This is a genomic window from Fulvivirga sp. (assembly GCF_040220315.1).
In the GTDB taxonomy this organism is placed as follows: Bacteria; Bacteroidota; Bacteroidia; order Cytophagales; family Cyclobacteriaceae; genus Fulvivirga.
Map to the genome: position 1 here is coordinate 1 of NZ_JAVJUY010000208.1, position 19847 is coordinate 19847.

The 19847-nt window shown below is 38.2% G+C and carries 22 protein-coding genes; 13 read left to right on the plus strand and 9 right to left on the minus strand.

The features are described 5' to 3' along the window. Together RLO81_RS10210 and RLO81_RS10215 are read left to right on the plus strand one after the other, a co-directional pair. Window positions 1-503 (plus strand): DUF4915 domain-containing protein (locus RLO81_RS10210; protein WP_350110976.1); only part of this gene is annotated, 503 nt, incomplete at its 5' end. Further along, the gene (locus RLO81_RS10215) at window positions 500-4480 is read left to right on the plus strand and encodes an FG-GAP-like repeat-containing protein (RefSeq protein ID WP_350110979.1); all 3981 of its coding nucleotides are present in this window, start codon (window positions 500-502) and stop codon (window positions 4478-4480) included. The genes RLO81_RS10210 and RLO81_RS10215, both read left to right, overlap by 4 nt. On the opposite strand, the gene RLO81_RS10220 is transcribed toward RLO81_RS10215, so the two are convergent. From RLO81_RS10220 to RLO81_RS10230, 3 genes are read right to left on the minus strand one after another with little or no spacing between them, the layout of a single operon-like run. After that, window positions 4481-5038 (minus strand): acyl-CoA thioesterase, encoded by a 558-nt coding sequence (locus tag RLO81_RS10220; RefSeq protein ID WP_350110981.1) that lies wholly within the window; start codon window positions 5036-5038, stop codon window positions 4481-4483. Window positions 5039-5080: 42 nt separating this feature from the next. Beyond that, on the minus strand, window positions 5081-5338 hold the full coding sequence (locus RLO81_RS10225; RefSeq protein WP_350110984.1) for a hypothetical protein: 258 nt from the start codon (window positions 5336-5338) through the stop codon (window positions 5081-5083). A 2-nt stretch (window positions 5339-5340) separates the two neighbouring features. Next, window positions 5341-5682: an SET domain-containing protein gene (locus RLO81_RS10230; RefSeq protein WP_350110987.1), complete on the minus strand. Its 342-nt coding sequence runs from the start codon at window positions 5680-5682 to the stop codon at window positions 5341-5343. 136 nt (window positions 5683-5818) lie between these two features. On the opposite strand from RLO81_RS10230, the gene RLO81_RS10235 reads away from it, so the two are divergent. Then, window positions 5819-6175: a DoxX family protein gene (locus tag RLO81_RS10235; protein WP_350110990.1), complete on the plus strand. Its 357-nt coding sequence runs from the start codon at window positions 5819-5821 to the stop codon at window positions 6173-6175. Here RLO81_RS10235 and RLO81_RS10240 read toward each other — a convergent pair. From RLO81_RS10240 to RLO81_RS10260, 5 genes are all read right to left on the minus strand, one after another. Continuing rightward, window positions 6172-6786: a thioredoxin family protein gene (locus tag RLO81_RS10240; RefSeq protein WP_350110993.1), complete on the minus strand. Its 615-nt coding sequence runs from the start codon at window positions 6784-6786 to the stop codon at window positions 6172-6174. The genes RLO81_RS10235 and RLO81_RS10240 overlap by 4 nt on opposite strands. A gap of 83 nt (window positions 6787-6869) precedes the next feature. Then, complete coding sequence (locus tag RLO81_RS10245; protein WP_350110995.1) at window positions 6870-7640, minus strand: acyl-CoA desaturase; 771 nt, start codon at window positions 7638-7640, stop codon at window positions 6870-6872. 91 nt (window positions 7641-7731) lie between these two features. After that, window positions 7732-8331 carry a sigma-70 family RNA polymerase sigma factor gene (locus tag RLO81_RS10250; RefSeq protein WP_350110998.1) on the minus strand — a complete coding sequence of 200 codons (600 nt, stop codon included), beginning with the start codon at window positions 8329-8331 and terminating at the stop codon, window positions 7732-7734. Window positions 8332-8373: 42 nt separating this feature from the next. Further along, window positions 8374-9717: an MATE family efflux transporter gene (locus tag RLO81_RS10255; RefSeq protein ID WP_350111001.1), complete on the minus strand. Its 1344-nt coding sequence runs from the start codon at window positions 9715-9717 to the stop codon at window positions 8374-8376. Between the two features lie 2 nt (window positions 9718-9719). Beyond that, window positions 9720-10274 carry an NUDIX domain-containing protein gene (locus tag RLO81_RS10260; protein ID WP_350111004.1) on the minus strand — a complete coding sequence of 185 codons (555 nt, stop codon included), beginning with the start codon at window positions 10272-10274 and terminating at the stop codon, window positions 9720-9722. Window positions 10275-10329: 55 nt separating this feature from the next. On the opposite strand from RLO81_RS10260, the gene rnhB reads away from it, so the two are divergent. From rnhB to RLO81_RS10310, 10 genes are all read left to right on the plus strand, one after another. Then, a complete protein-coding gene (rnhB, locus tag RLO81_RS10265) occupies window positions 10330-10929 on the plus strand; it encodes a ribonuclease HII (protein ID WP_350111067.1) in 600 nt (199 codons plus the stop codon). 31 nt (window positions 10930-10960) lie between these two features. After that, complete coding sequence (locus RLO81_RS10270; RefSeq protein ID WP_350111007.1) at window positions 10961-11722, plus strand: NRDE family protein; 762 nt, start codon at window positions 10961-10963, stop codon at window positions 11720-11722. Window positions 11723-11770: 48 nt separating this feature from the next. Beyond that, window positions 11771-12361, plus strand: coding sequence for a TetR/AcrR family transcriptional regulator (locus tag RLO81_RS10275; protein ID WP_350111010.1), 591 nt, complete (start codon window positions 11771-11773; stop codon window positions 12359-12361). 47 nt (window positions 12362-12408) lie between these two features. After that, window positions 12409-13287 (plus strand): alpha/beta fold hydrolase, encoded by an 879-nt coding sequence (locus RLO81_RS10280; protein WP_350111013.1) that lies wholly within the window; start codon window positions 12409-12411, stop codon window positions 13285-13287. A 116-nt stretch (window positions 13288-13403) separates the two neighbouring features. Then, window positions 13404-14132, plus strand: coding sequence for an ABC transporter ATP-binding protein (locus RLO81_RS10285; protein ID WP_350111016.1), 729 nt, complete (start codon window positions 13404-13406; stop codon window positions 14130-14132). 2 nt (window positions 14133-14134) lie between these two features. Next, window positions 14135-14683, plus strand: a complete 549-nt coding sequence (locus RLO81_RS10290) for a cob(I)yrinic acid a,c-diamide adenosyltransferase (protein WP_350111019.1) — start codon at window positions 14135-14137, stop codon at window positions 14681-14683. Between the two features lie 77 nt (window positions 14684-14760). Continuing rightward, window positions 14761-15825 (plus strand): branched-chain amino acid aminotransferase, encoded by a 1065-nt coding sequence (locus RLO81_RS10295; RefSeq protein WP_350111022.1) that lies wholly within the window; start codon window positions 14761-14763, stop codon window positions 15823-15825. 128 nt (window positions 15826-15953) lie between these two features. Then, window positions 15954-17049, plus strand: a protein-coding gene (gene prfB, locus RLO81_RS10300) for a peptide chain release factor 2 (protein WP_350111025.1) whose coding sequence is annotated in 2 segments (ribosomal slippage) — window positions 15954-16013 and window positions 16015-17049 — 1095 coding nt in all. Because the reading frame shifts where the segments join, the coding sequence is not laid out codon by codon here. A 128-nt stretch (window positions 17050-17177) separates the two neighbouring features. Beyond that, a complete protein-coding gene (locus RLO81_RS10305) occupies window positions 17178-18362 on the plus strand; it encodes an MFS transporter (protein WP_350111027.1) in 1185 nt (394 codons plus the stop codon). Next, complete coding sequence (locus RLO81_RS10310) at window positions 18355-19032, plus strand: lysoplasmalogenase (protein WP_350111030.1); 678 nt, start codon at window positions 18355-18357, stop codon at window positions 19030-19032. The genes RLO81_RS10305 and RLO81_RS10310 overlap by 8 nt, the downstream gene beginning before the upstream one ends. A gap of 67 nt (window positions 19033-19099) precedes the next feature. Here the strand turns inward: RLO81_RS10310 and RLO81_RS10315 are convergent, their stop codons facing one another. Next, window positions 19100-19792, minus strand: a complete 693-nt coding sequence (locus RLO81_RS10315) for a head GIN domain-containing protein (protein WP_350111033.1) — start codon at window positions 19790-19792, stop codon at window positions 19100-19102. Window positions 19793-19847: the final 55 nt, after the last annotated feature.

The following is a 19847-nucleotide window of genomic DNA, read 5'->3' on the forward strand; positions in this document are numbered from 1 at the left end:
TATTAATGGATGTTGAATCCAACGCCATTATTGGCGATAAATTACCAGTACCTCATTCGCCCAGAATCTATGAGGATGGATTGTGGATGCTGCTCTCAGCAACTGGCGAGGTAGTAAAAGTAAATGTAGAAGATGGTAAATACGATGTAGTAACAAAGCTCAATGGGTTTGTGAGAGGTATGGATAGAATAGGGGATTATTTGTTTGTTGCTACTTCTAAACTGAGACCAAACAGCTCATTGTTTAAAGAGGCACCAATTGCCAAAAATTCTGTAGTATGTGGTATTTCTGTTATTTATATTCCTACAGGACAACCTTGTGGGCACATACTATACCAAACCTCTGTAGAGGAATTATTTGATTTGAAAATTTTACCTGGTATGATGCGACCTAACGTGTTAAATCATGCCAAGCAAATGCATAAATCATCAGTTATTACTGAACAAGAAGTTTTCTGGGCTCAACCGGAAAAAGAAGAAAAAAACGAATCAGTTACATCATGAGTAATTTAAATCAGCTGCTCGCTAAACGGCTTAAAGCCAAGCATCAAAAGTTATCTTCAAGATTCCTCAAAGGAATAGAGGAAGGAAACTTTCAATCGTTAACTGCAAGGAAAAAATATAGTGCTGTTGAAAGGCTAAAAAAAGTTGAAAGGCAATTAAAAGAGCTTGGGGCAAAAACTAACATTAAGATAACCTTTGGTTTTAAGCATTGGGCAGTTGCTTTGGCATTGGGCGTTGTAGTTACCTCTACTTCACTGGCTCAAACAAAGGAACCCAAAAAGAAATGGGCAAATAGAGTAACTAAAAACAAAGGCGCAGGTGCCAAAACCGAAGCTCAGAATATATTTTTTACGCAAGTTCAACAACTTGGTGAAGCAGCTAGTGTAGGTGCGTTTATGGGAGATTTCGATAATGATGGTGATGATGATGCAATATATCTAACATACACTGAGGCGCCTGTATTGCTTATCAATAATGGTGACTTTACATTTAATAAGCAGAATATTCCGATCACCAATTTTGATGTATTAAGACTAGCCGAATTAGCCGATTTTGATGGAGACGGGGATTTGGACTTATTAACCGTAAGAGGACAATACGGCTACCCTTTGACTACCAATATCTTACAAAATGATGGAAGCGGAAATTTTACTGAGGAATTGGGCAGTATTGGAAATGATTTTTTAGAGACAGATAGGGTTCTTTTTGCTGATTTTGATGGAGATGGGGATGCCGATTATGCTTATTATGATCAAACCACAAGCCCTGGTAGTATTTCAATATATTTGAATGATACTTTTAACTTCACTCAATACTCCACTAGTACTGGATTTGGAGGCTATGGTGTCTTTCAACTATTTGGTGTAGCAGATATGGATGGAGATCTTGATCTTGATATTGTTTATAGAGGTCAGGATCCTGGATTTAACAATGGAATTCGAATTTTGACTAATGATGGGTCGGGTAACTTCACGGACAACTCCGGCTTCTTTTATCTATTTGGATATGATGAAATAGCTATTGGTAATTTAGATAATGATTCGGATGTAGATATTCTACTGACTGCTATTTCTGGTCAGGATGTTCAGCTTACACCGTTGTTACAATCATCTCCTGGAGTCTTTGCTGCAGGTACACTTTTTACAGCAACAAATGGAACCAGAGCAGATGATTTAATCATCAGGGATTTAAATAATGACAATAATCCTGAAGTGATTATGAGTTCTGAAAACAGAGAAACTTTCATTTTCGAAAATTCCGGCTCAGCAATATTTATAAATCCACAAGTATTAAGTGGTAGCGTATTGCCCGCCAATTTAGATGGCAATGGGGATATTGACTTATTCGTTAATAACGGCAATATAGAATCATATGAAAATACAGGTAGTCTTACCTTTTCATTAAATCCTACTAATATAGTTACCGTTGCTACTTCCTACGATATAGATTTAGTAGATATTGACGGTGATGGTGATTTAGATATAGTACAGGGTGCTACACCAAGGGTTTGGCTTAATGATGGTTCAGGACAGAATTTTACACTTTTTCAGGAAGAACTTTCTTATTCCAATGAAAAACAAGTATTTGGTAATTTAGATGCCGATGCTGATTTAGATTTTGTGGCTATCCCTGATAATGGTGGGGTGAATTATCCTGGTTTTGATATTTGGACAACTGATGCTGGCAATATTTTCTTTAACTCAAACAGAGGGTATGGAATATATGAAACAGTTGATATTGCACTGGCAGATTTAGACGGTGATAGCGATCTTGACATTGCATTAATTGCTAAAGTAGGATCTACTCAGTATTATTTAAAAACATTATTAAATCAAGGTAGCTTGAATTTTACCGAGGAAACAAATGTTTTGCTTTCTGCCACCAATAACTGCGTAATTGATATCGGAAATGTCGATGGTGATGCGGACTTGGAAATTCTAGTAGGTTACCAAAATACTATCGAAACATTTGATAATGACGGATTAGGTAATTTCACTTCTAGTGGTAGTGTTGTAGCAAGTGGTAATCTTGACGCAACAGTGATAATATTAGGTGACCTAGATGGGGATTCTGATCAGGATTTATTTGTTGGCAACGGGTACGAAACCAACCCTTTGAATTTCATTTTTCTTAATGATGGGGCAGGTACTTTTACAGAAGATCCCAGTGGAGTGGACTCTGGAGGTTATATTTATCAGGCAGCTTTGGCAGATGTTGATAATGATGGTGATTTAGATATTGCTACAGCCGATTATCAGGTTGGAATCCAATTTTTCACTAATGATGGCAATGGCGTCTTTGTTAGAGATGATCTTAACTTAGGAAAAGGAGATGAATATACAACCCTCGCTTTCGGTGATTTGGATGGTGATAGTGATTTAGATTTAGTCACTGGTGGATATTATATTGTAAACAAAGTATTTAGAAACCTGGGAAACGCTTTAGAAGCGGATTCAACAGCATTAGTGGCTTTTTATGATGCTACCAATGGTGATGACTGGACTGACAATACAAATTGGAAGACAGGTGATATTGATACATGGTTTGGAGTTTCGGCAGCAGCAGATGGCGTAACAGCGTTAGCGCTGCCCGAGAATAATATTGAAGGTCCGATTCCGGCTGAGTTCAACCAATTGGCAAGAATAACAGATATCGACCTGAGTGGAAACTTAATTAATGATATTCAAAGTGATCTTTCCGGGTTAACGGCACTTACAAATATCAATCTATCAAATAACAAATTGGATTTTGGAGATTTTGAATTAATAGGCAGCTTGCCTGGATTGGTGATTGGAGAGCAGCAGACTAATGATCAACCAATATTTGAGTTAATTCCAGCAGGTAACCCAACATCATTCTCCTTTATTGTAGATGGTGCAGCCAACGAATATCAGTGGTTTAAAAATGGAGCGATTGCAACCGGAGAAACAACGAATACGATAGATATTGCTTCAATCGACCGGAGCAATATGGGAGATTATTATTGTGAGGCTACAAACCCTGCCATTCCAGGTTTAACAATTACCTCTGCTACAAAAACCGTTTTAGCAACGGCAATCTGTACTGGTCAGATTAACGTAAATGAAACGGATCCCGCTACTAATGGTGATGTTATACTCTTACGGGTGAATACTAATGGTTATGATACTACTCAGGTTGTTACCATGACCAATGTTGGTCAGTTTCAAATGAATGACGTTGTTCTTGATGATTATTTATTGGTTAGTGTGGTGGACACCTTAACCCACCCCAACGCTATTCCTACCTATTTTGGTAACACTGTATTCTGGGCAGAGGCAGATACACTCTTTATCAATGGAGATATCACAGCCAATATCACAGCTGTTTTGAGTGCAAACCCAACTGGTGATGTAGGTCAGTTTGCAGGGTATTTAGAAGAAGAAATACCCGATGGCGGAAGAACAGAAGCGAGGGGCCGGGTTAATGGCGCAGGTGTTACACTACGCAGAGGGAGAAGTACTTCTAAAGGCGAAGGAGCTGGTGAACTGGCATACTATGTTTATACAAATAGCAATGGCGAATTTATTGTTAAAGGGGTAGAACCTGGTGAGTACAATATAGACATTCAATATCCTGGCTATCCAATGGATGAAAATTCATTTATAGATATCGCCATTGGAACAGGAGCAAAGGATAGCGAAGTGTCCATTGAAGCATTGGTTGATCAAGGGGTTATTACTGTAAGACAACTTGTAATTCTTGGTAAAGAGGAGTTTAATAATGGCATATTGTTTTACCCCAACCCAACGAGTGATTACCTGAAAATAGTTGATAATGAGAACAGAGGTAAATTGAAAGTTGAGGTATTTACAACCTCAGGCAGAAAAATAACAAACTTAAATTTTGCTAACGCAACTAGAATTGATGTTCGTGAATTACCGGTAGGTCAGTATATTGTTATCGTAAGTGATAAAAAAGGCAATGAATTAGAAACAAGAAGAATACTGATTGAATAACTAATCTAAGATTATGGTGCAGCGCTGCTCTTTGAGGAGGCCTACAGCATCATCCATATCAATATTGGCTTTGGTTTCATCCATTTTTTCATTGAACGACTGGTTGAGCTCTTTACGTTTCATAGCTTCGTAAAAACGCCTAACCTCTACCGGCTTATCCAACACAAGGGGAGGTACCAAAGCTGGCTTGTTATCATCATCTTTAGCTACCATCGTTACATAAGAAGTATTGGTGTGCTTCACACTGCCCTGTTTCACATTTTCTGCAATTACTTTAATGCCAACAACCAGTGAGGTTCTTCCTACATAGTTAATAGAAGCATGTAAAGAAACTAAGTCACCAACTTCCACTGGTTGTAGAAATACTACCCCATCCACTGAAACAGTTACACAGTAATTTCCGGCATGCTTGCTGGCACAGGCATAAGCTACTTTATCAATTAGCGATAATAAAATACCACCATGAATTTTTCCCCCAAAGTTGGCGTATGAAGGAATCATAAGTTCAGTTATAGTAGTTCTAGAATACGCTACAGTTCTGCCAGGGTGGTTTTCCATGTTTCAATTTAAATAAATTAAATGTAAAAAGAGGAAATTATATTACCCTACCATCTTATTGCTTTGATCGAAGTACAAGTTTAACAAAGAATCCATTTTTCTATCTCCTGAAGCAATCGAGAATATCAAATCCCATTTCTCTTGCGATAGCAACTTTTTTAATGGCTGATCTACACGTGGTATTCTTTTAAATGGTAGAGTTAGTTTTTTATCCCAAATCTTAGCGTATTTCATTAAATCATCAGGGTATACTACTTTTCTTCGTGTTCCCTCGTTACACGCTCTAAATGGCTCAGACACATTTAAGTTCCACAATCATCAGTGAGTTGCTCACCAGGTTGTATGTCTCTAATGGCAATTTCGAAATCGTAGGGTGTAGTAAAACAGTTTGAATTGAAACTGTGGTTTACAAAGCGCCCATTGTCCCAGCAAAGTATGTAGTTTCCGTTTCCGTTTCGGTAAGAATAAACTTCTAGAATGTCTTTATACGTATCCTCAAAGCTCTGCATCTGATCGGGAGTAAACTCACGATCAAACTTGTCCAGTACCCATGTAATAGTACCTTTTGGGATGAAATCTGTGGCCACAACCCCGTAACCTATTTCATCATTTATGAACCGAAGCTCAGTTTTTGGGTGTATCATTTCTTTTAAAGAACTATAACAATGTGAATGTACTAATTAGTTGAATTAGTTGTATATAGTAGCCGACAAACTGATAATAATTAATACTTATCTTTCGGTAGTATTAATAACTTTAAGGACACAAGAAATCCTAGACATGAAGAAGAACAAAATTATTTTTAGTGTAGCAACAGGTCTGCTGTCAGCATTAATGCTTATATCGGCTGGTATGTACTTTTTTAATTATGATGAAGTAAGTGGCGTTTTTGCCCAACTCGGGTACCCAACGTATATCATTTATCCACTAGCTGTATTGAAAGTGTTAGGTTTAATCGCTATTTGGACCAGGCTGAGCACCACCCTTGTTTATTTTGCTTATGCAGGCTATTTGTACGACTTTATACTTGCCTTTAGTGCTCATATGGCCATTGGTGATGGGCAACAAGGTGGGGCAGTAGTAGCAACTTTGTTATGGCTGATTTCCTTTATTTATTATAAAAAAGTATACGCCTAAGCAATATTAATTAAGAGCTTATTTAATTCGCTTTGAAGTGAAATAGATCGGTCTTTGGCATACCACGTGTGTAATTCCGTGGCAAATTCTTCATGAGTTAATTCACCTGCTTTCATTCGTTTTACTTTCTCTTGCCCGGCTTCAGGCCTTGGCCCCCATTGTGTTAGCTCCAGAAATTCTTCATTAAGAATAATCAGTTTAGGGATGGATCGACCACCGTCAGTTAAATACTCATCCATAATATCGAGGTTTTCATCTCTAAGTAGAAGCCTTAGCTCAACAAAAGGGCTCAATGTTGATATTTTGTTGATAACAGGAATATTTTGTGCTGCATCGCCACACCACCCTTCCGTAAGAACTAGCCAATATTGTTTATCTTTTATGTTGGCGACTGTTGTTTTTAACTCATCTGTTATTTGAGCAATCTTCTCCCATTTATTCATGCGTTGCTCGTTTAATCGGGTATAATCCAGCATTTTTTCAGAATGATTATCCCCGGTGGTTTTATTTATTCTTAATAGTCTTTGAATAAGTTCTCTATATTCACTGTAAGTCAGGCCATTCTCCCAATGAACTTCATTTATAATGGATTTTTTTATTTCTTTCTTCATGCTGGTATGAAAACTAAAAAGCTCCACAAATAGTTGTGGAGCTTTTAAAATTGTAGTCAATTGGTCGTTAAACAGACAGTTGGTTAAGCTGCCTTTTTAACTGCGGTTAGCTGCACTTCTTTATGCTTGGCCAGTTTAATAATACCCACAGCATTCAGTAATTTAATTACCTGATAAGTGGGGTCAATTTCATGCCATCGGAATCCACCAAAGTTAGCTCTATTACCATGTTTATGATGATTGTTATGATAACTCTCACCCATCATTAGAAAATCTACAGGCAAAAAGTTTCTTGATGTATCACCTACTTCAAAATTTCTATAACCGTACTTGTGGGCAAACCAGTTAATGATGGCACCGTGCATAGGCGACATTAAAAATTGCAATGGCAGAAGTAACCATAACCACCATACAGTGGCAAACTGCCAATAGATTGCTACGTAAACAGCACCCCACAACACTCTGGAAACCCATGAACGGGCAAAAGTGTCAAAAGCGGTCCACTCAGGAACGTCCTTTGTGAAACGTTCATCTACCTTCATTTTTTTGCTTGTGATAGCCGAATAGATGGTTTTGGTTTTCCACATCATTTTAAACAGACTCTCGTCATATTTTGGTGAATGCGGATCATTCGGGGTATCGGCATAGGCATGGTGCATTCTGTGCATAATGCCATAACCGTAAGCACTTAGGTAGTTTGATCCCTGGAAAATCCATGTGAGAACGAAAAATACTTTCTCCCACGTTTTACTCATAGTAAATGCTTTGTGGGAAGCATACCTGTGAAGGAAAAATGTTTGGAAAAATAGCGACAAATACCAGTGCGCTATAAAAAATGTGATTATAACAGCCATTTAATAATAATATAAAGTTTCGAAACTAACGGCACTTGGTGCCTTTAATATACAGACATGCACAACTTACAGTTGTGACAAAAAAGTTGAATTAATTTTTTAACTCTTTATTGATGTGATCGATAATCTCTTTTGGATCATCTTTTTGACAGGCATTTTTAAACGATTCGAAAAAATTTGAATTCGAAAAATCATGCCTTATTTTAGACGTTTCCTGATTGAGCTTGGCTTTCGCACGGCTGAATAATTGTCGGCAATTGTCTTTCTTTTTGTTAAAAACTAATTGCAACTCATCATATTCAAAATCAAAAAATTCTCTTAAAACGAACACTCCTTTTTCCAGTGGTTCGAGTTTCTTATGAATAACATTCAAAGCAGATGTCACTTCATTTTCAAAATCAAAATGAAAAAGCTCCATTTCTTTGTATTTATCGATAAGGTCTTTCGGGTTTAACGACTCTAAACACTCGTCTTTTTTTCTTTTGATTGCATTCAAATGATTGATGCAGTTATTGGTTACTGCTTTAATCAAATATGCCTTCGTGTTTTGAATTTTTTTGGTATCAATAGTTAACCACTTGAGAAGCGTATCTTGCACAATGTCTTCAGCATCAGCAACTGACCCCAAAATGCGCTGGGCAATGCTTTGGAGCATGGGCTGGTATAATGCTATGGTTTGACTTTGATTCATTGTAACTTCAAAGATAATACTAATTAATTTAACTGACAGTTGTTAGGTACTTAACATCTTTTTAGTCAAATGGTTAAATCTCCAAAACAAGGTAATGGCCACAATCGATAAACCTATCAACAAACCATACCAAACGCCTGACGCGCCCATTTCGTAATTAAAAGCTAAAAAATACCCAATTGGCAAGCCTAATACCCAATAGGCAATAAAAGTCATGGCGGTAGGTATTTTCACGTCAGCTAGTCCTCGCAAGGCACCTAAACTTAATACCTGTATACCATCGGAAATTTGAAAAAAGCCTGCGATGATTAATAAACCAGCTGCTAACTCGATCACTGCAGCATCCTGAATATATAGTGAAGGCAGGTAAAACCTCCCAACAATAAATACTGTAGCACAAATACCCATAAAAAGGATAACCATTCCATATAAAGTAAATGCCGCGGCCCTTAGTGTTGGGATATCTTTCAAGCCTAGCTGATTTCCTATGCGCACTGTTGCCGCGGCAGATAATCCAGAAGCCATCATGTAACTTACAGCAGCCATATTGATTGCAATTTGATGCGCAGCTAGCGCTTCTGTTCCAATCCAACCGATCATTATCACGGCAAAGCCAAAAGCACCCACCTCAAAAATGAATTGAATTCCCGCAGGTATACCCAGACCAAGCATATTGCGAAATATATTTTTACTGTAATTCCCAAGTTTAAACCCCAATCTGAATGGTTGATATTTTTTTCCATGATAAATATATAAAACCATCCAGCTAGCCAAAATTATTCTTGCAATGAATGACGCATAACCAGCTCCAATTAATCCGTATGCATCAAAACCTAGTTTTCCATAGATTAAAATGTAGTTTAAAATCACATTTAAGAGGTTGGAGCCGATAACAATAATCATGGCCATCTTAGTATCAGAAAGACCTTCGGCAAATTGTCTGAAAGTCTGAAAAATCATTAATGGCACCAATGATAGCGTAACAATATTTAAATAAGGTAGAGCCATATCCACTACTTCCATCGGTTGATCTAGATACTTTAATCCTGGTCCGGCAATAGCAACGATCGCAAATAGTATTAATCCAGTAATAAGGTTGATGATAATGGCATGTTTTAAATAATCTGCAGACTTACTCACATTACCTTCACCATCTGCAGCAGCCACCAGAGGAGTAATTGCATAAGAAACTCCGATACCAAACATTAATAGCAAATGGAATATGACATTGGCCAATGAAGCACCTGCCAATGGAACGGCTCCCAAATGACCTACCATAACACTATCTGCCACGTTTACCATCATATGCCCGAGCTGGCTCAGCATTACCGGGTAGGCAAGATGGAAGTTCTTTTTTAAGTGCTCTATGTAATTTTGCCCGGACAATTTTATTCTTGGTTTATAATGGCATTGGCTTTTAAAATACCAGCCACACTCATGCTATCAGTAATTTCACCATTCATTACCATCTCGTAAACCGATGAAAAGGTTAGTTTTTTTATTTGCATATCAGACTCCGTTTCTTCTAAACTGGAATTACCTTGTCTGATTCCCATAGCTAAGAAAACAAATGCAATTTCGTCAGATACTGAGTTGGAAGTGTGCATTTTCAAAATGAGTTCATACGTTTCTGCTTCTAATCCTGTTTCTTCTTTTAACTCACGCTTCGCAGTAACCACTAAATCTTCTCCAAGAGGAGAACCACCTTCGGGGATTTCCCATGAGAATTCATCCAATGGAAATCGATGCTGCCCAACAATCCATGTATTGCCATTCTCGTCTATTGGAATCACACCAACTGCGATATTTTTAAAATGTACTTTGCCATAAATACCTTTGCCACCACCCGGATTAATTACCTGATGCTCCACTACTTCAATCCATGGATTCGAGTATTTAACTTCTGAGGAAAGTGATTTCCAGGGGCTTTCTTCATTTTTCATGGCTGCAAAACTACCATAAGTTTTGAAGTAAGGGCAAGGCCCTTAGATTTGTATGATGTTATTGTCGTCATACAGTCATGATAAAATTGAAGCAGGTTGCGATGAAGCAGGCAGAGGCTGTTTGGCAGGGCCGGTAGTGGCTTCTGCCGTTATTTTACCTTCCGATTATAAGCACAAGTTACTAAACGATTCCAAACAACTGTCTGAAACAAAACGCCTGCTTCTCAGAAAAGATATTGAAAAAGATGCCATTAGCTATGGAGTTAGCTTTGTAGATAATTGTGAAATTGATCAGGTAAATATCTTAAATGCGTCTTATTTGGCCATGAACAGGGCAATAGACATGCTTACAAAAGCTCCTGAATTATTACTGATTGACGGAAATCGATACAAACCACATAATGATATTCCATTTGAGTGCATCATTAAAGGTGATGGTCAATACTTATCCATAGCAGCAGCCTCGATATTGGCAAAGACGTATCGTGATGAATATATGCAGGAGATTGGTATAAAGCATCCAGAATATGGCTGGCATAAGAATAAGGGATACCCAACAATACCGCATCGAGAAGCAATAAAACAATTTGGGATTACAGATTTTCATCGAAAATCATTTAGGTTGCTTCCCGAGCAGCTCGAACTTTTTGACTGATATTTTCATTTAAGTTTTCAAAAGAAACCGTATGTGTCTGATATTATTTGCCAAAAACGCACACCCCGAATACAAACTGATTGTAGCAGCAAACAGAGATGAATTTTACAAAAGGGCTACAAGACCAGCATCTTTTTGGCCTGATCACAAACAGCTTTTGGCAGGCAAGGATTTGGAAGCGGGCGGCACCTGGATGGGTATAACTAAGCAGGGGAGATTGTCCCTGCTTACCAATTACAGGGATTTATCAAACATTAAAACAACGGCACCAAGTCGCGGACACCTGGTGACTGATTTTCTTTTATCCGAGGATAATGCTGTAGACTATCTGCAAAAAGTATCGGAAAGAGGTCATCAATACAACGGTTTTAATTTGATTTCGGGTGACGTGAATTCTCTGGCGTACTATGGCAATTATCAGGAAGGCGTTCATAAATTGGATGATGGTATTCACGGCCTTAGTAATGCCTTGTTGAATACAGCCTGGCCCAAAGTTGAAAATGGCAAAGAAAAACTGAGTGCATTAATGGCGCAAAACCAAATTAATGATGAACAACTCCTTCAACTATTATTTGATAACACAACAGCTCCTGACAACCAACTTCCCGAAACAGGTGTTGGTTACGAAAAGGAAAAGATGTTATCACCTATGTTTATTAAAAGTAGCAACTACGGTTCGCGATGTTCAACGGCTATATTAGTAACACATACTAATGAAATAACATTTGTGGAAAGAACTTACAATATCTCAGATTTTTCTTATGAAGACTGTAAATTTCAATGGAAACTTTGACAAACGTTTTTTTATTTTTAGATTTGAGACCGACTGGTCGGTACTAATATGGAAACTACAAAAGAAAAAATAGTAAAGAAGTCTGCAGAGCTGTTTAATACGTATGGGTACCATGCGTGCTCTTTGAGTCATATCATGGAAGCAACTGGCCTGAAAAAGGGAGGTATTTACAACCACTTTAAGAATAAAGATGAAATAGCCATCGAGGCGTTCAACTATAATTATGATCGTGTAAGAGCGAGGTTTAAAGAACGTCTGGGCAGGGTTAATACACCAACAGAAAAATTAGTGGCCGTGATAGATGCCTTCGTTTCATTTATTGATGATCCAATCGTTCAGGGAGGCGGTTGCCCGATTTTTAATACAGCCATGGATGCTACTAACACGCACCCGATGCTAAAAGAAAAAGCCAAGGCCGGCATCGAGGGGCTTAAGAAATATGTGGAATGGAAATTAATGGAAGGCATTGAAGCAGGTGAATTTAGCGATCGTGTTGAGGTGAAAAAAGTGGCTTCATTAATGGTTGCTACCCTTGAAGGTGCCATCGTAATGTCACGAGTTGAGGATAATAATGACTGCCTCATGATGGCATCTGACTATTTAAAAGAATACTTATTTAAAAATATTATAAAACATTAAAAAAATTTTCCAACCAAGAGACCAATCGGTCTTAATTCATTTTTGCTATGAAAAATCAAAAGAAAATTAAAACACCCTTGGGTTTAAGACTAATCGTCTGGGCTTTTCCTAAAGTTGAATTTATAGCTCCTTGGCTAGCTAAAAGGTGGTTTGTAAAAATATTTTTTTCTACCGCTAAGTATAAAACACCGTATGGCGAAATGGATATTGCCGATAAAGCTACCAAATATCAGATTCTGTATAACGGTAAGCAAGTTCAGGTGTACGAGTGGGGTGAGGGTAAGCCCGTATTATTTGTGCATGGCTGGATGGGTCGTGCTACGCAGTTTCGAAAATTTGTTCCATTATTTACTGAAAACGGGTATAAAGTAGTTGCTTTTGACGCCACTGGCCACGGTCAGTCAGATGGTTCTTCCTCACATTTGATGGAATTTGTAGGCATTATAGAGCAACTCCAAAACAATTACAGAAAATTCGAGATGATCGTTGGGCATTCGTTGGGCGGAGTAGCGTCTTTTCATGCAGCGCTTGCAGGTATTTCAAATAAACTGGTACTAATCAGCAGTCCTACGGTTGGTTCCCAAATATTAGAAGAGTTCAGAAATAAAATAGGCGCTTCAGAAAAAATGTTGCCCTACTTCGAAGATCGTATAATTACAAATTATGGAAAGACATTTGAAGAATATTCTATCTCCCATAACATTTCCAGGCTTAGGAATACAGAACTTTTAATAATCCATGACATCAATGATCGAGAAGCGCCATATACTAATGCCGAATTAGTTCATAAACTATATCCTTTAAGCAAAATGATGACCACAGAAGGTAATGGACACACAAGGATATTAAAAGATGAACACGTTATAAATGCTGTTTTAAGCCATTTAAAGGAACCTCAATATGTTTCTCAATCTTCGTTTGTTTAATACTCACGTATTCGGTGAGTGAGAATCCGGATTAATCTTCATTATCAACCGCTTAAGGAAATATTAGAATAATTCCTCTTTAATTTGCGTTCTTTGTTTACCTAGATAATTGAACGATGACAAAGATTATTAAGACTTCTGAGATATCTAAGATTTACCAAATGGGTAATCAGACCGTAGAAGCACTAAAATCAATTTCGATAGAAATTGACAAAGGCGAATATGTGGCTTTTATGGGGCCTTCTGGTTCGGGTAAGTCTACCTTAATGAATATTATTGGCTGTTTGGATACACCAACTGGTGGAACCTACATCCTTAATGATAATGATGTAAGTGATCTTACTGAGAATGAATTGGCCGTCATTAGAAACAAGGAAATTGGCTTTGTATTTCAAACATTTAACCTTTTGCCTCGAGCATCTGCATTAGAGAATGTGGCACTTCCGTTAATTTATGCTGGGTATGGTAAGTCCGAACGCCAGGAAATAGCAATGCAGGCCTTAACAAACGTAGGGTTATCAGACAGGTATGATCACAAGCCCAATGAACTTTCCGGAGGTCAACGGCAACGTGTAGCCATTGCAAGAGCGCTGGTTAATAGCCCAAGTATTATTTTGGCAGATGAACCAACGGGAAATCTGGATACCAAAACATCTTACGACATTATGGAGTTATTTCAACAACTTCACGATGCCGGTAACACCATTATTATGGTAACGCATGAAGATGACATTGCTCATTATGCACATCGTATCATTAGATTACGAGATGGGTTAGTAGAAACAGACGAGATCAATAAAAATGTAACAAGAGCTGCAGAGCAAAAAGCCGCTCTTACTGACTAACTATGAAAGTTTACACTAAAACTGGCGATAAAGGAACAACTTCATTGTTTGGTGGATTAAGGGTATCCAAGGCGCATGATCGAATCAACTCCTATGGTACCGTGGATGAATTGAACTCCCATATAGGGTTGTTGCGGGATCAGGAGGTGAATAAAGACAGGCACCATGTTTTAGTTGAAATACAAGACCGACTTTTCACTGTGGGCTCTACCTTGGCTACAGAACCTGGCAACACGAAGGTTAAAATTCCAAAATTAGCTGAAAGCGATCTGACATTTTTGGAAGAGGAAATAGATAAAATGGATGCCGAGCTGGAACCAATGAAATCTTTTGTTCTTCCAGGAGGCCATCAATCCGTATCATTTTGTCATATAGCTCGTTGCGTATGCCGCAGGGCAGAGCGGCTCGTGATTCTGCTTCAGGAAACAGAAGAAGTTGATCAGTTAGTTGTACAATATTTGAATCGGCTTAGCGATTATTTGTTTGTATTAAGCAGGAAAATGACAGCGGAATTAAAGGCTCCCGAGACACCCTGGGTTCCAAGAAAATAATAGAAGCTTTTTCTACTCTTAATATTTTATTACTTTTGCAAACCTAACGATCGTTAGTAACGTTAAAACCACGTAACATGATAGATACTTTGAATATCGATATAAAGAAGATAGCTGAGTCAAAAATCAGTCAAATAGATTTCCACAATATCCAATTTGGTAAGATTTATTCTGATCATATGTTCACGGCAGAATATGAAAAAGGTGAGTGGAAGAACCTTAGAATTGAGCCTTATGAGCCAATGCGTATAAGCCCGGCTAGTCCAGCTTTACATTATGGGATATCCATTTTCGAAGGATTAAAAGCATATAAAGATGCTGATGGTAAAATAAATATTTTCAGATCAGACAAGAACTTTGAGCGATTAAACATTTCTGCAAACAGAATGTGTATGCCCCAACTTCCAGAGCAAATATTTTTTGATGGATTGCATACACTTTTAGAATTAGATAATGAGTGGGTGCCTAGTGTTCCTGGAACAGCGTTATACATCCGACCATTTATTTTCTCTAATGACGATTACATTGGTATTAAACCTTCAGAGCGATTTAAGTTCATGATTATCACTTGCCCGGTAGGGGCATATTATGCCAAACCAGTAAAAGTGAAAATCGAAGATCATTATGTGCGTGCAATTGAGGGTGGAAGTGGCTATTGCAAAACAGGCTGTAATTATGGCCCTGCAATTTACCCTGCCAAATTAGCTCAGGAAAAAGGGTATGATCAGCTAATCTGGACAGACGGCAAAGAACATAAGTATATTGAGGAATCAGGTACAATGAATATTATGTTCGTAATTGATGAGAAATTAGTTACTCCAGCTTTAGGCGATACAATTTTAAATGGAATTACTCGAGATAGCGTTTTAAATGTTGCTCGTGATTGGGGTATGGAAGTGGAAGAAAGAAAAGTACCTGTAGCCGAGGTAATATCAGCAATTAAAGAAGGCAGATTAACAGAAGCGTTTGGTGCTGGTACTGCTGCCACAATAGCTCAGATTGAGCTAATAGGTTACAAAGGAGAAGATTTTCAACTACCAGCGGTAGAAACTAGAGAATTTTCTAACAAAGTTTTAAAGGAATTAGATGGAATCAAGCTTGGTCAGATCGAAGATCGATTTGGTTGGGTGAGTAAAATTTAATTATATATTCACAGTCAATTGGTTAAAAAGAGCCAACCACCAACTGGTGGTTGGCTCTTTTATTAAATAAAAATGAAGTAGGCTTCAAGCCTTATATTTTTATTAGCTTTGACGAAAATTTACAAAATATGACACAAGACGAGTTGAAAGACTTGAAGGCCAGAGTAGAGGCTTTGAGGAGGTATCTTTGACTACGATAAGAAGAAAGCTGAAGTAGAAGAAGAAGAACTGGTGACTGCCCAACCAGAATTTTGGAATGACCCGAAAGAGGCAGAAAAAATCTTAAAAGGAATTCGTACTAAAAAAGTCTGGACAGATAGTTTTACTGAGGTAAAAACCTTGTATGACGATCTGGAAACTTTATATGAGTTTTATCAGGCTGATGAAGTGGATGAGGATGAACTCAATGCAGAATATGCGAAGGCAGAAAAGGCGGTTGAAGATCTGGAGTTCAAAAAAATGCTCAGTGGAGAGGAAGATCAGTTTGGAGCTATGTTGGAAATTAATCCTGGAGCAGGAGGAACAGAATCTCAGGACTGGTGTGATATCCTTAACAGGATGTACATTATGTATGGCGAGAGCCACGGTTACTCTGTAAAACAAGTGGATTATCAGCCCGGTGATGTGGCTGGAATTAAATCGGCTACTTTACAAATTGACGGTCCTTTCGCCTACGGTAACCTTAAATCGGAAATCGGAGTACACAGGTTGGTGAGAATTTCTCCATTCGATTCAGGTGGCAGAAGACATACTTCTTTTGCTTCTGTATATGTTTCGCCTATTATTGATGACGAGATTGAAATTGAAATCAACCCAGCTGATGTTGAGTTGCATACTTCACGTTCTGGAGGTGCGGGTGGACAAAATGTGAACAAGGTAGAAACCAAGGTGCAGTTAACGCATAAACCAACAGGAATTGTGGTAGTCTGCCAGGTAGAGCGTTCGCAGTTAGCCAACCGTGAAATGGCAATGAAAATGCTTAAATCTCGATTGTATCAGCTTGAGCTGGAGAAACGTAATGCAGAACGTGATAAAGTGGAAGCAGGCAAGATGAAAATTGACTTTGGATCTCAGATCAGAAATTATGTGTTACATCCTTATAAGCTCATCAAAGATGCAAGAACAGGTGTTGAACGCACGGATGTTCAGAACGTTTTAGATGGCGATTTGGATGATTACATCAAAGCATTTTTATTGGGCTATCAGGATAAATCAGAAGCTTAAGGTGTTGTTATTAAACTGTCATTCTGAACTTGGTTCAGAATCTCTTTTCATCTCGCAAGTCGAGGTTTGGGATTCCAAATCAAGTTTGGAATGACAGTTTTGTTTACAAATATTTTCAAATAAACTGAATGGGGAAACAGAAAACCTACACTTTACAATTCTGGCTGCTATGCACCAGCTCGTTTCTCTTTTTTGCGAGCTTTAACATGATCATACCGGAATTACCTTCATTCCTTACCAAATTGGGAGGTGAAGATTACAAAGGGTTTATCATATCACTTTTTACACTTACCGCAGGTCTATCTCGTCCGTTTAGCGGAAAGTTAACGGATAAAGTGGGTCGAATTCCTGTAATGGTTTTTGGCGCAGCAGTTTGCTTTGCGTTGGGTTTCATTTACCCATTTGTAACAACAATATTCGGCTTTTTTGTATTAAGACTAGTACACGGTTTCTCCACTGGATTTAAGCCAACGGGCACTGTTGCTTATGTAGCAGACGTGGTTCCCATCAAAAAGCGTGGTGAGGCCATGGGGATTGCAGGTTTCTTTGGTACTACTGGTATGGCCTTTGGACCTTCGTTAGGTAGTAAAATCACCCTCTTGTATTCAATAGATGTAATGTTCTATGCCTCTTCTGTACTTGCTATTCTTTCCATACTAATTCTGGTAGGAATGAAAGAAACGCTGGAAAATAAAGAAACATTAAGATGGTCGCACTTGCAGATTACTCGACACGATGTATATGAGCCTTCCGCACTTCCACCCTCCATTGTAATGGCTCTAACGGTATTCTCTTTTGGAATTGTTCTTACGGTTATCCCTGATTTCAGCGATCATTTAGGGATAACAAACAGAGGTCATTTCTTTACTATTTTCACATTGTCATCTTTATTGGTTCGAATAATTGCTGGGAAACTTTCTGATAAATGGGGGCGAGAGCCCGTATTAATGCTTTCTACTAGTTCTTATATTATATCATTGTTGGTGATAGGTTTTTCTGAAAGTGTTGCTCAGTTTTTTACTGGAGCTGTTATCTATGGCCTGGCTGTGGGTATGAACTCACCTACATTGTTTGCCTGGACTGCAGATTTAAGTCCTGATAAAAGCAGAGGTAAAGCCATGGCTACAACATTTATTGCCCTGGAGTTAGGTATCATGATGGGTGCCATTTTATCTGGATGGACATTCTCTAATAACCCAGCTAATTTTCCGATAACCTTTGGTATGGGTGCCTTAACTGCATCTTTAGCACTTTGCTATCTGGTGTTGAGGAAAAGAAAACAAAAATTAAAGTCCATCACGGAACATGCATAAGATATTTAAGTACTTATTTTTTATTGCTACCATATTTGAATTGGTGCGAAACGCACTCAATTGGGATTTTGAACATTATAGCAAACCACTGATTGTCCTCACACTATTTTTGTATTTCATAACATCTAAAGTTGAAAGAACCAGTGCCTTTTGGCTGGTAGTTGGTGCGTTGGTTTTTTCCTGGTTGGGTGATTCATTTCTAATGTATCAGGAAACGGATACGGGTTATTTCGTTCTGGGCCTGCTCTCATTTTTAGTGGCTCATATCCTTTATGCGATTTCATATTTTAAATTGCGATGGGCGGAAGCCGAAAATCCACTGCTCCCAACGCAAAAATTGAGGCACAGTTTTACTCTGGTGCTTGCAGGTGTAGCCCTAGTTTGGATACTATCGCCAAATCTGGGTGATATGCGTTTGCCAGTTACAGTTTATGCTGCGGTATTAACCTTCATGGCAATTGCGGCACTTTTAAGATATGGTTATACACCTATAAAGAGTTTCGGACTCGTGTTTGGTGGAGCGGTCTTTTTTATGATCTCCGATTCTTTGCTGGCTATTAACAAGTTTTTGGAATCCTTCACCTATTCCGGGTTTTGGGTGATGCTTACTTATTCAATAGCTCAATATTTAATTGTGGAAGGGGTATTGAGACATACTCCAAAAGAATAAAAAAAGGGGCCTAAGCCCCTTTCTTCATTTTGAGTTTTCAACCTAACCAAACTCTCCATGAACTATGTCATGAAATCTTTTTAACGCGCCCAGACCCTGACGTTGAGGAATCCACATGGCTCGGATTACCTCGGTAATAAACACTTCCGCTGCCACTTATTCGGGCATCGATAGAATTGGAAACACTAACTTCACATTTTCCTGAACCTGATATTCTGGCTTCACAATTTTCGGACATCAATTTATCTGCATAAATATCTCCCGATCCACTGATTCGAACTTCTAAATCTTTGGTTTTACCTTCTATTTCCATTTTACCAGATCCTGAAATATTGGCATCTATATAAGTAGCCTCGGCCTGAATTTCCATTTTACCGGAACCACTTACATCCAATTCCAAATCTTTTGAAGTGATTTTGTTCTCAGTGAATATTCTTCCAGAACCAGCAACATGAATTTTATTGAGTTCTTTTACTGAAATATACACATCGAAATCACCGGTATCGCGCCAGCTAAACCAGCTGTTAGAACTTTCTGATTTAATGATCAGTCTACCATTTCTTACTTCCGTTTCTATTTTATCCAGTGTTTCGTTGCTTCCCTTTAACTCTACTCTTTGAGTAGAAGCTTGTGTGATGTAAACCGTTCCTGAAACACTCAGTGTAATGGCATCAAATTCCGGCAGGTCTCTAACCTGTGAGTTTTGGGCGAAAGTAAAGCCCGTAATAAGCAGTAAAAAAGTTGTTGTTATTGTTCTCATGTTTCTTCTTTTGTTCAAAGACTCACTTATGTATTAATAAGTTGCATCTATTAGA

Coding starts and splice junctions, on each gene's coding strand:
- RLO81_RS10215 (WP_350110979.1), top strand. CDS start 500: ATGAGTAATTTAAATCAGCTGCTCGCTAAACGGCTTAAAGCCAAGCAT.
- RLO81_RS10220 (WP_350110981.1), bottom strand. CDS start 5,038: ATGGAAAACCACCCTGGCAGAACTGTAGCGTATTCTAGAACTACTATA.
- RLO81_RS10230 (WP_350110987.1), bottom strand. CDS start 5,682: ATGATACACCCAAAAACTGAGCTTCGGTTCATAAATGATGAAATAGGT.
- RLO81_RS10235 (WP_350110990.1), top strand. CDS start 5,819: ATGAAGAAGAACAAAATTATTTTTAGTGTAGCAACAGGTCTGCTGTCA.
- RLO81_RS10240 (WP_350110993.1), bottom strand. CDS start 6,786: ATGAAGAAAGAAATAAAAAAATCCATTATAAATGAAGTTCATTGGGAG.
- RLO81_RS10245 (WP_350110995.1), bottom strand. CDS start 7,640: ATGGCTGTTATAATCACATTTTTTATAGCGCACTGGTATTTGTCGCTA.
- RLO81_RS10250 (WP_350110998.1), bottom strand. CDS start 8,331: ATGAATCAAAGTCAAACCATAGCATTATACCAGCCCATGCTCCAAAGC.
- RLO81_RS10260 (WP_350111004.1), bottom strand. CDS start 10,274: ATGAAAAATGAAGAAAGCCCCTGGAAATCACTTTCCTCAGAAGTTAAA.
- rnhB (WP_350111067.1), top strand. CDS start 10,330: ATGTTATTGTCGTCATACAGTCATGATAAAATTGAAGCAGGTTGCGAT.
- RLO81_RS10270 (WP_350111007.1), top strand. CDS start 10,961: ATGTGTCTGATATTATTTGCCAAAAACGCACACCCCGAATACAAACTG.
- RLO81_RS10275 (WP_350111010.1), top strand. CDS start 11,771: ATGGAAACTACAAAAGAAAAAATAGTAAAGAAGTCTGCAGAGCTGTTT.
- RLO81_RS10280 (WP_350111013.1), top strand. CDS start 12,409: ATGAAAAATCAAAAGAAAATTAAAACACCCTTGGGTTTAAGACTAATC.
- RLO81_RS10285 (WP_350111016.1), top strand. CDS start 13,404: ATGACAAAGATTATTAAGACTTCTGAGATATCTAAGATTTACCAAATG.
- RLO81_RS10290 (WP_350111019.1), top strand. CDS start 14,135: ATGAAAGTTTACACTAAAACTGGCGATAAAGGAACAACTTCATTGTTT.
- RLO81_RS10295 (WP_350111022.1), top strand. CDS start 14,761: ATGATAGATACTTTGAATATCGATATAAAGAAGATAGCTGAGTCAAAA.
- RLO81_RS10305 (WP_350111027.1), top strand. CDS start 17,178: ATGGGGAAACAGAAAACCTACACTTTACAATTCTGGCTGCTATGCACC.
- RLO81_RS10310 (WP_350111030.1), top strand. CDS start 18,355: ATGCATAAGATATTTAAGTACTTATTTTTTATTGCTACCATATTTGAA.
- RLO81_RS10315 (WP_350111033.1), bottom strand. CDS start 19,792: ATGAGAACAATAACAACAACTTTTTTACTGCTTATTACGGGCTTTACT.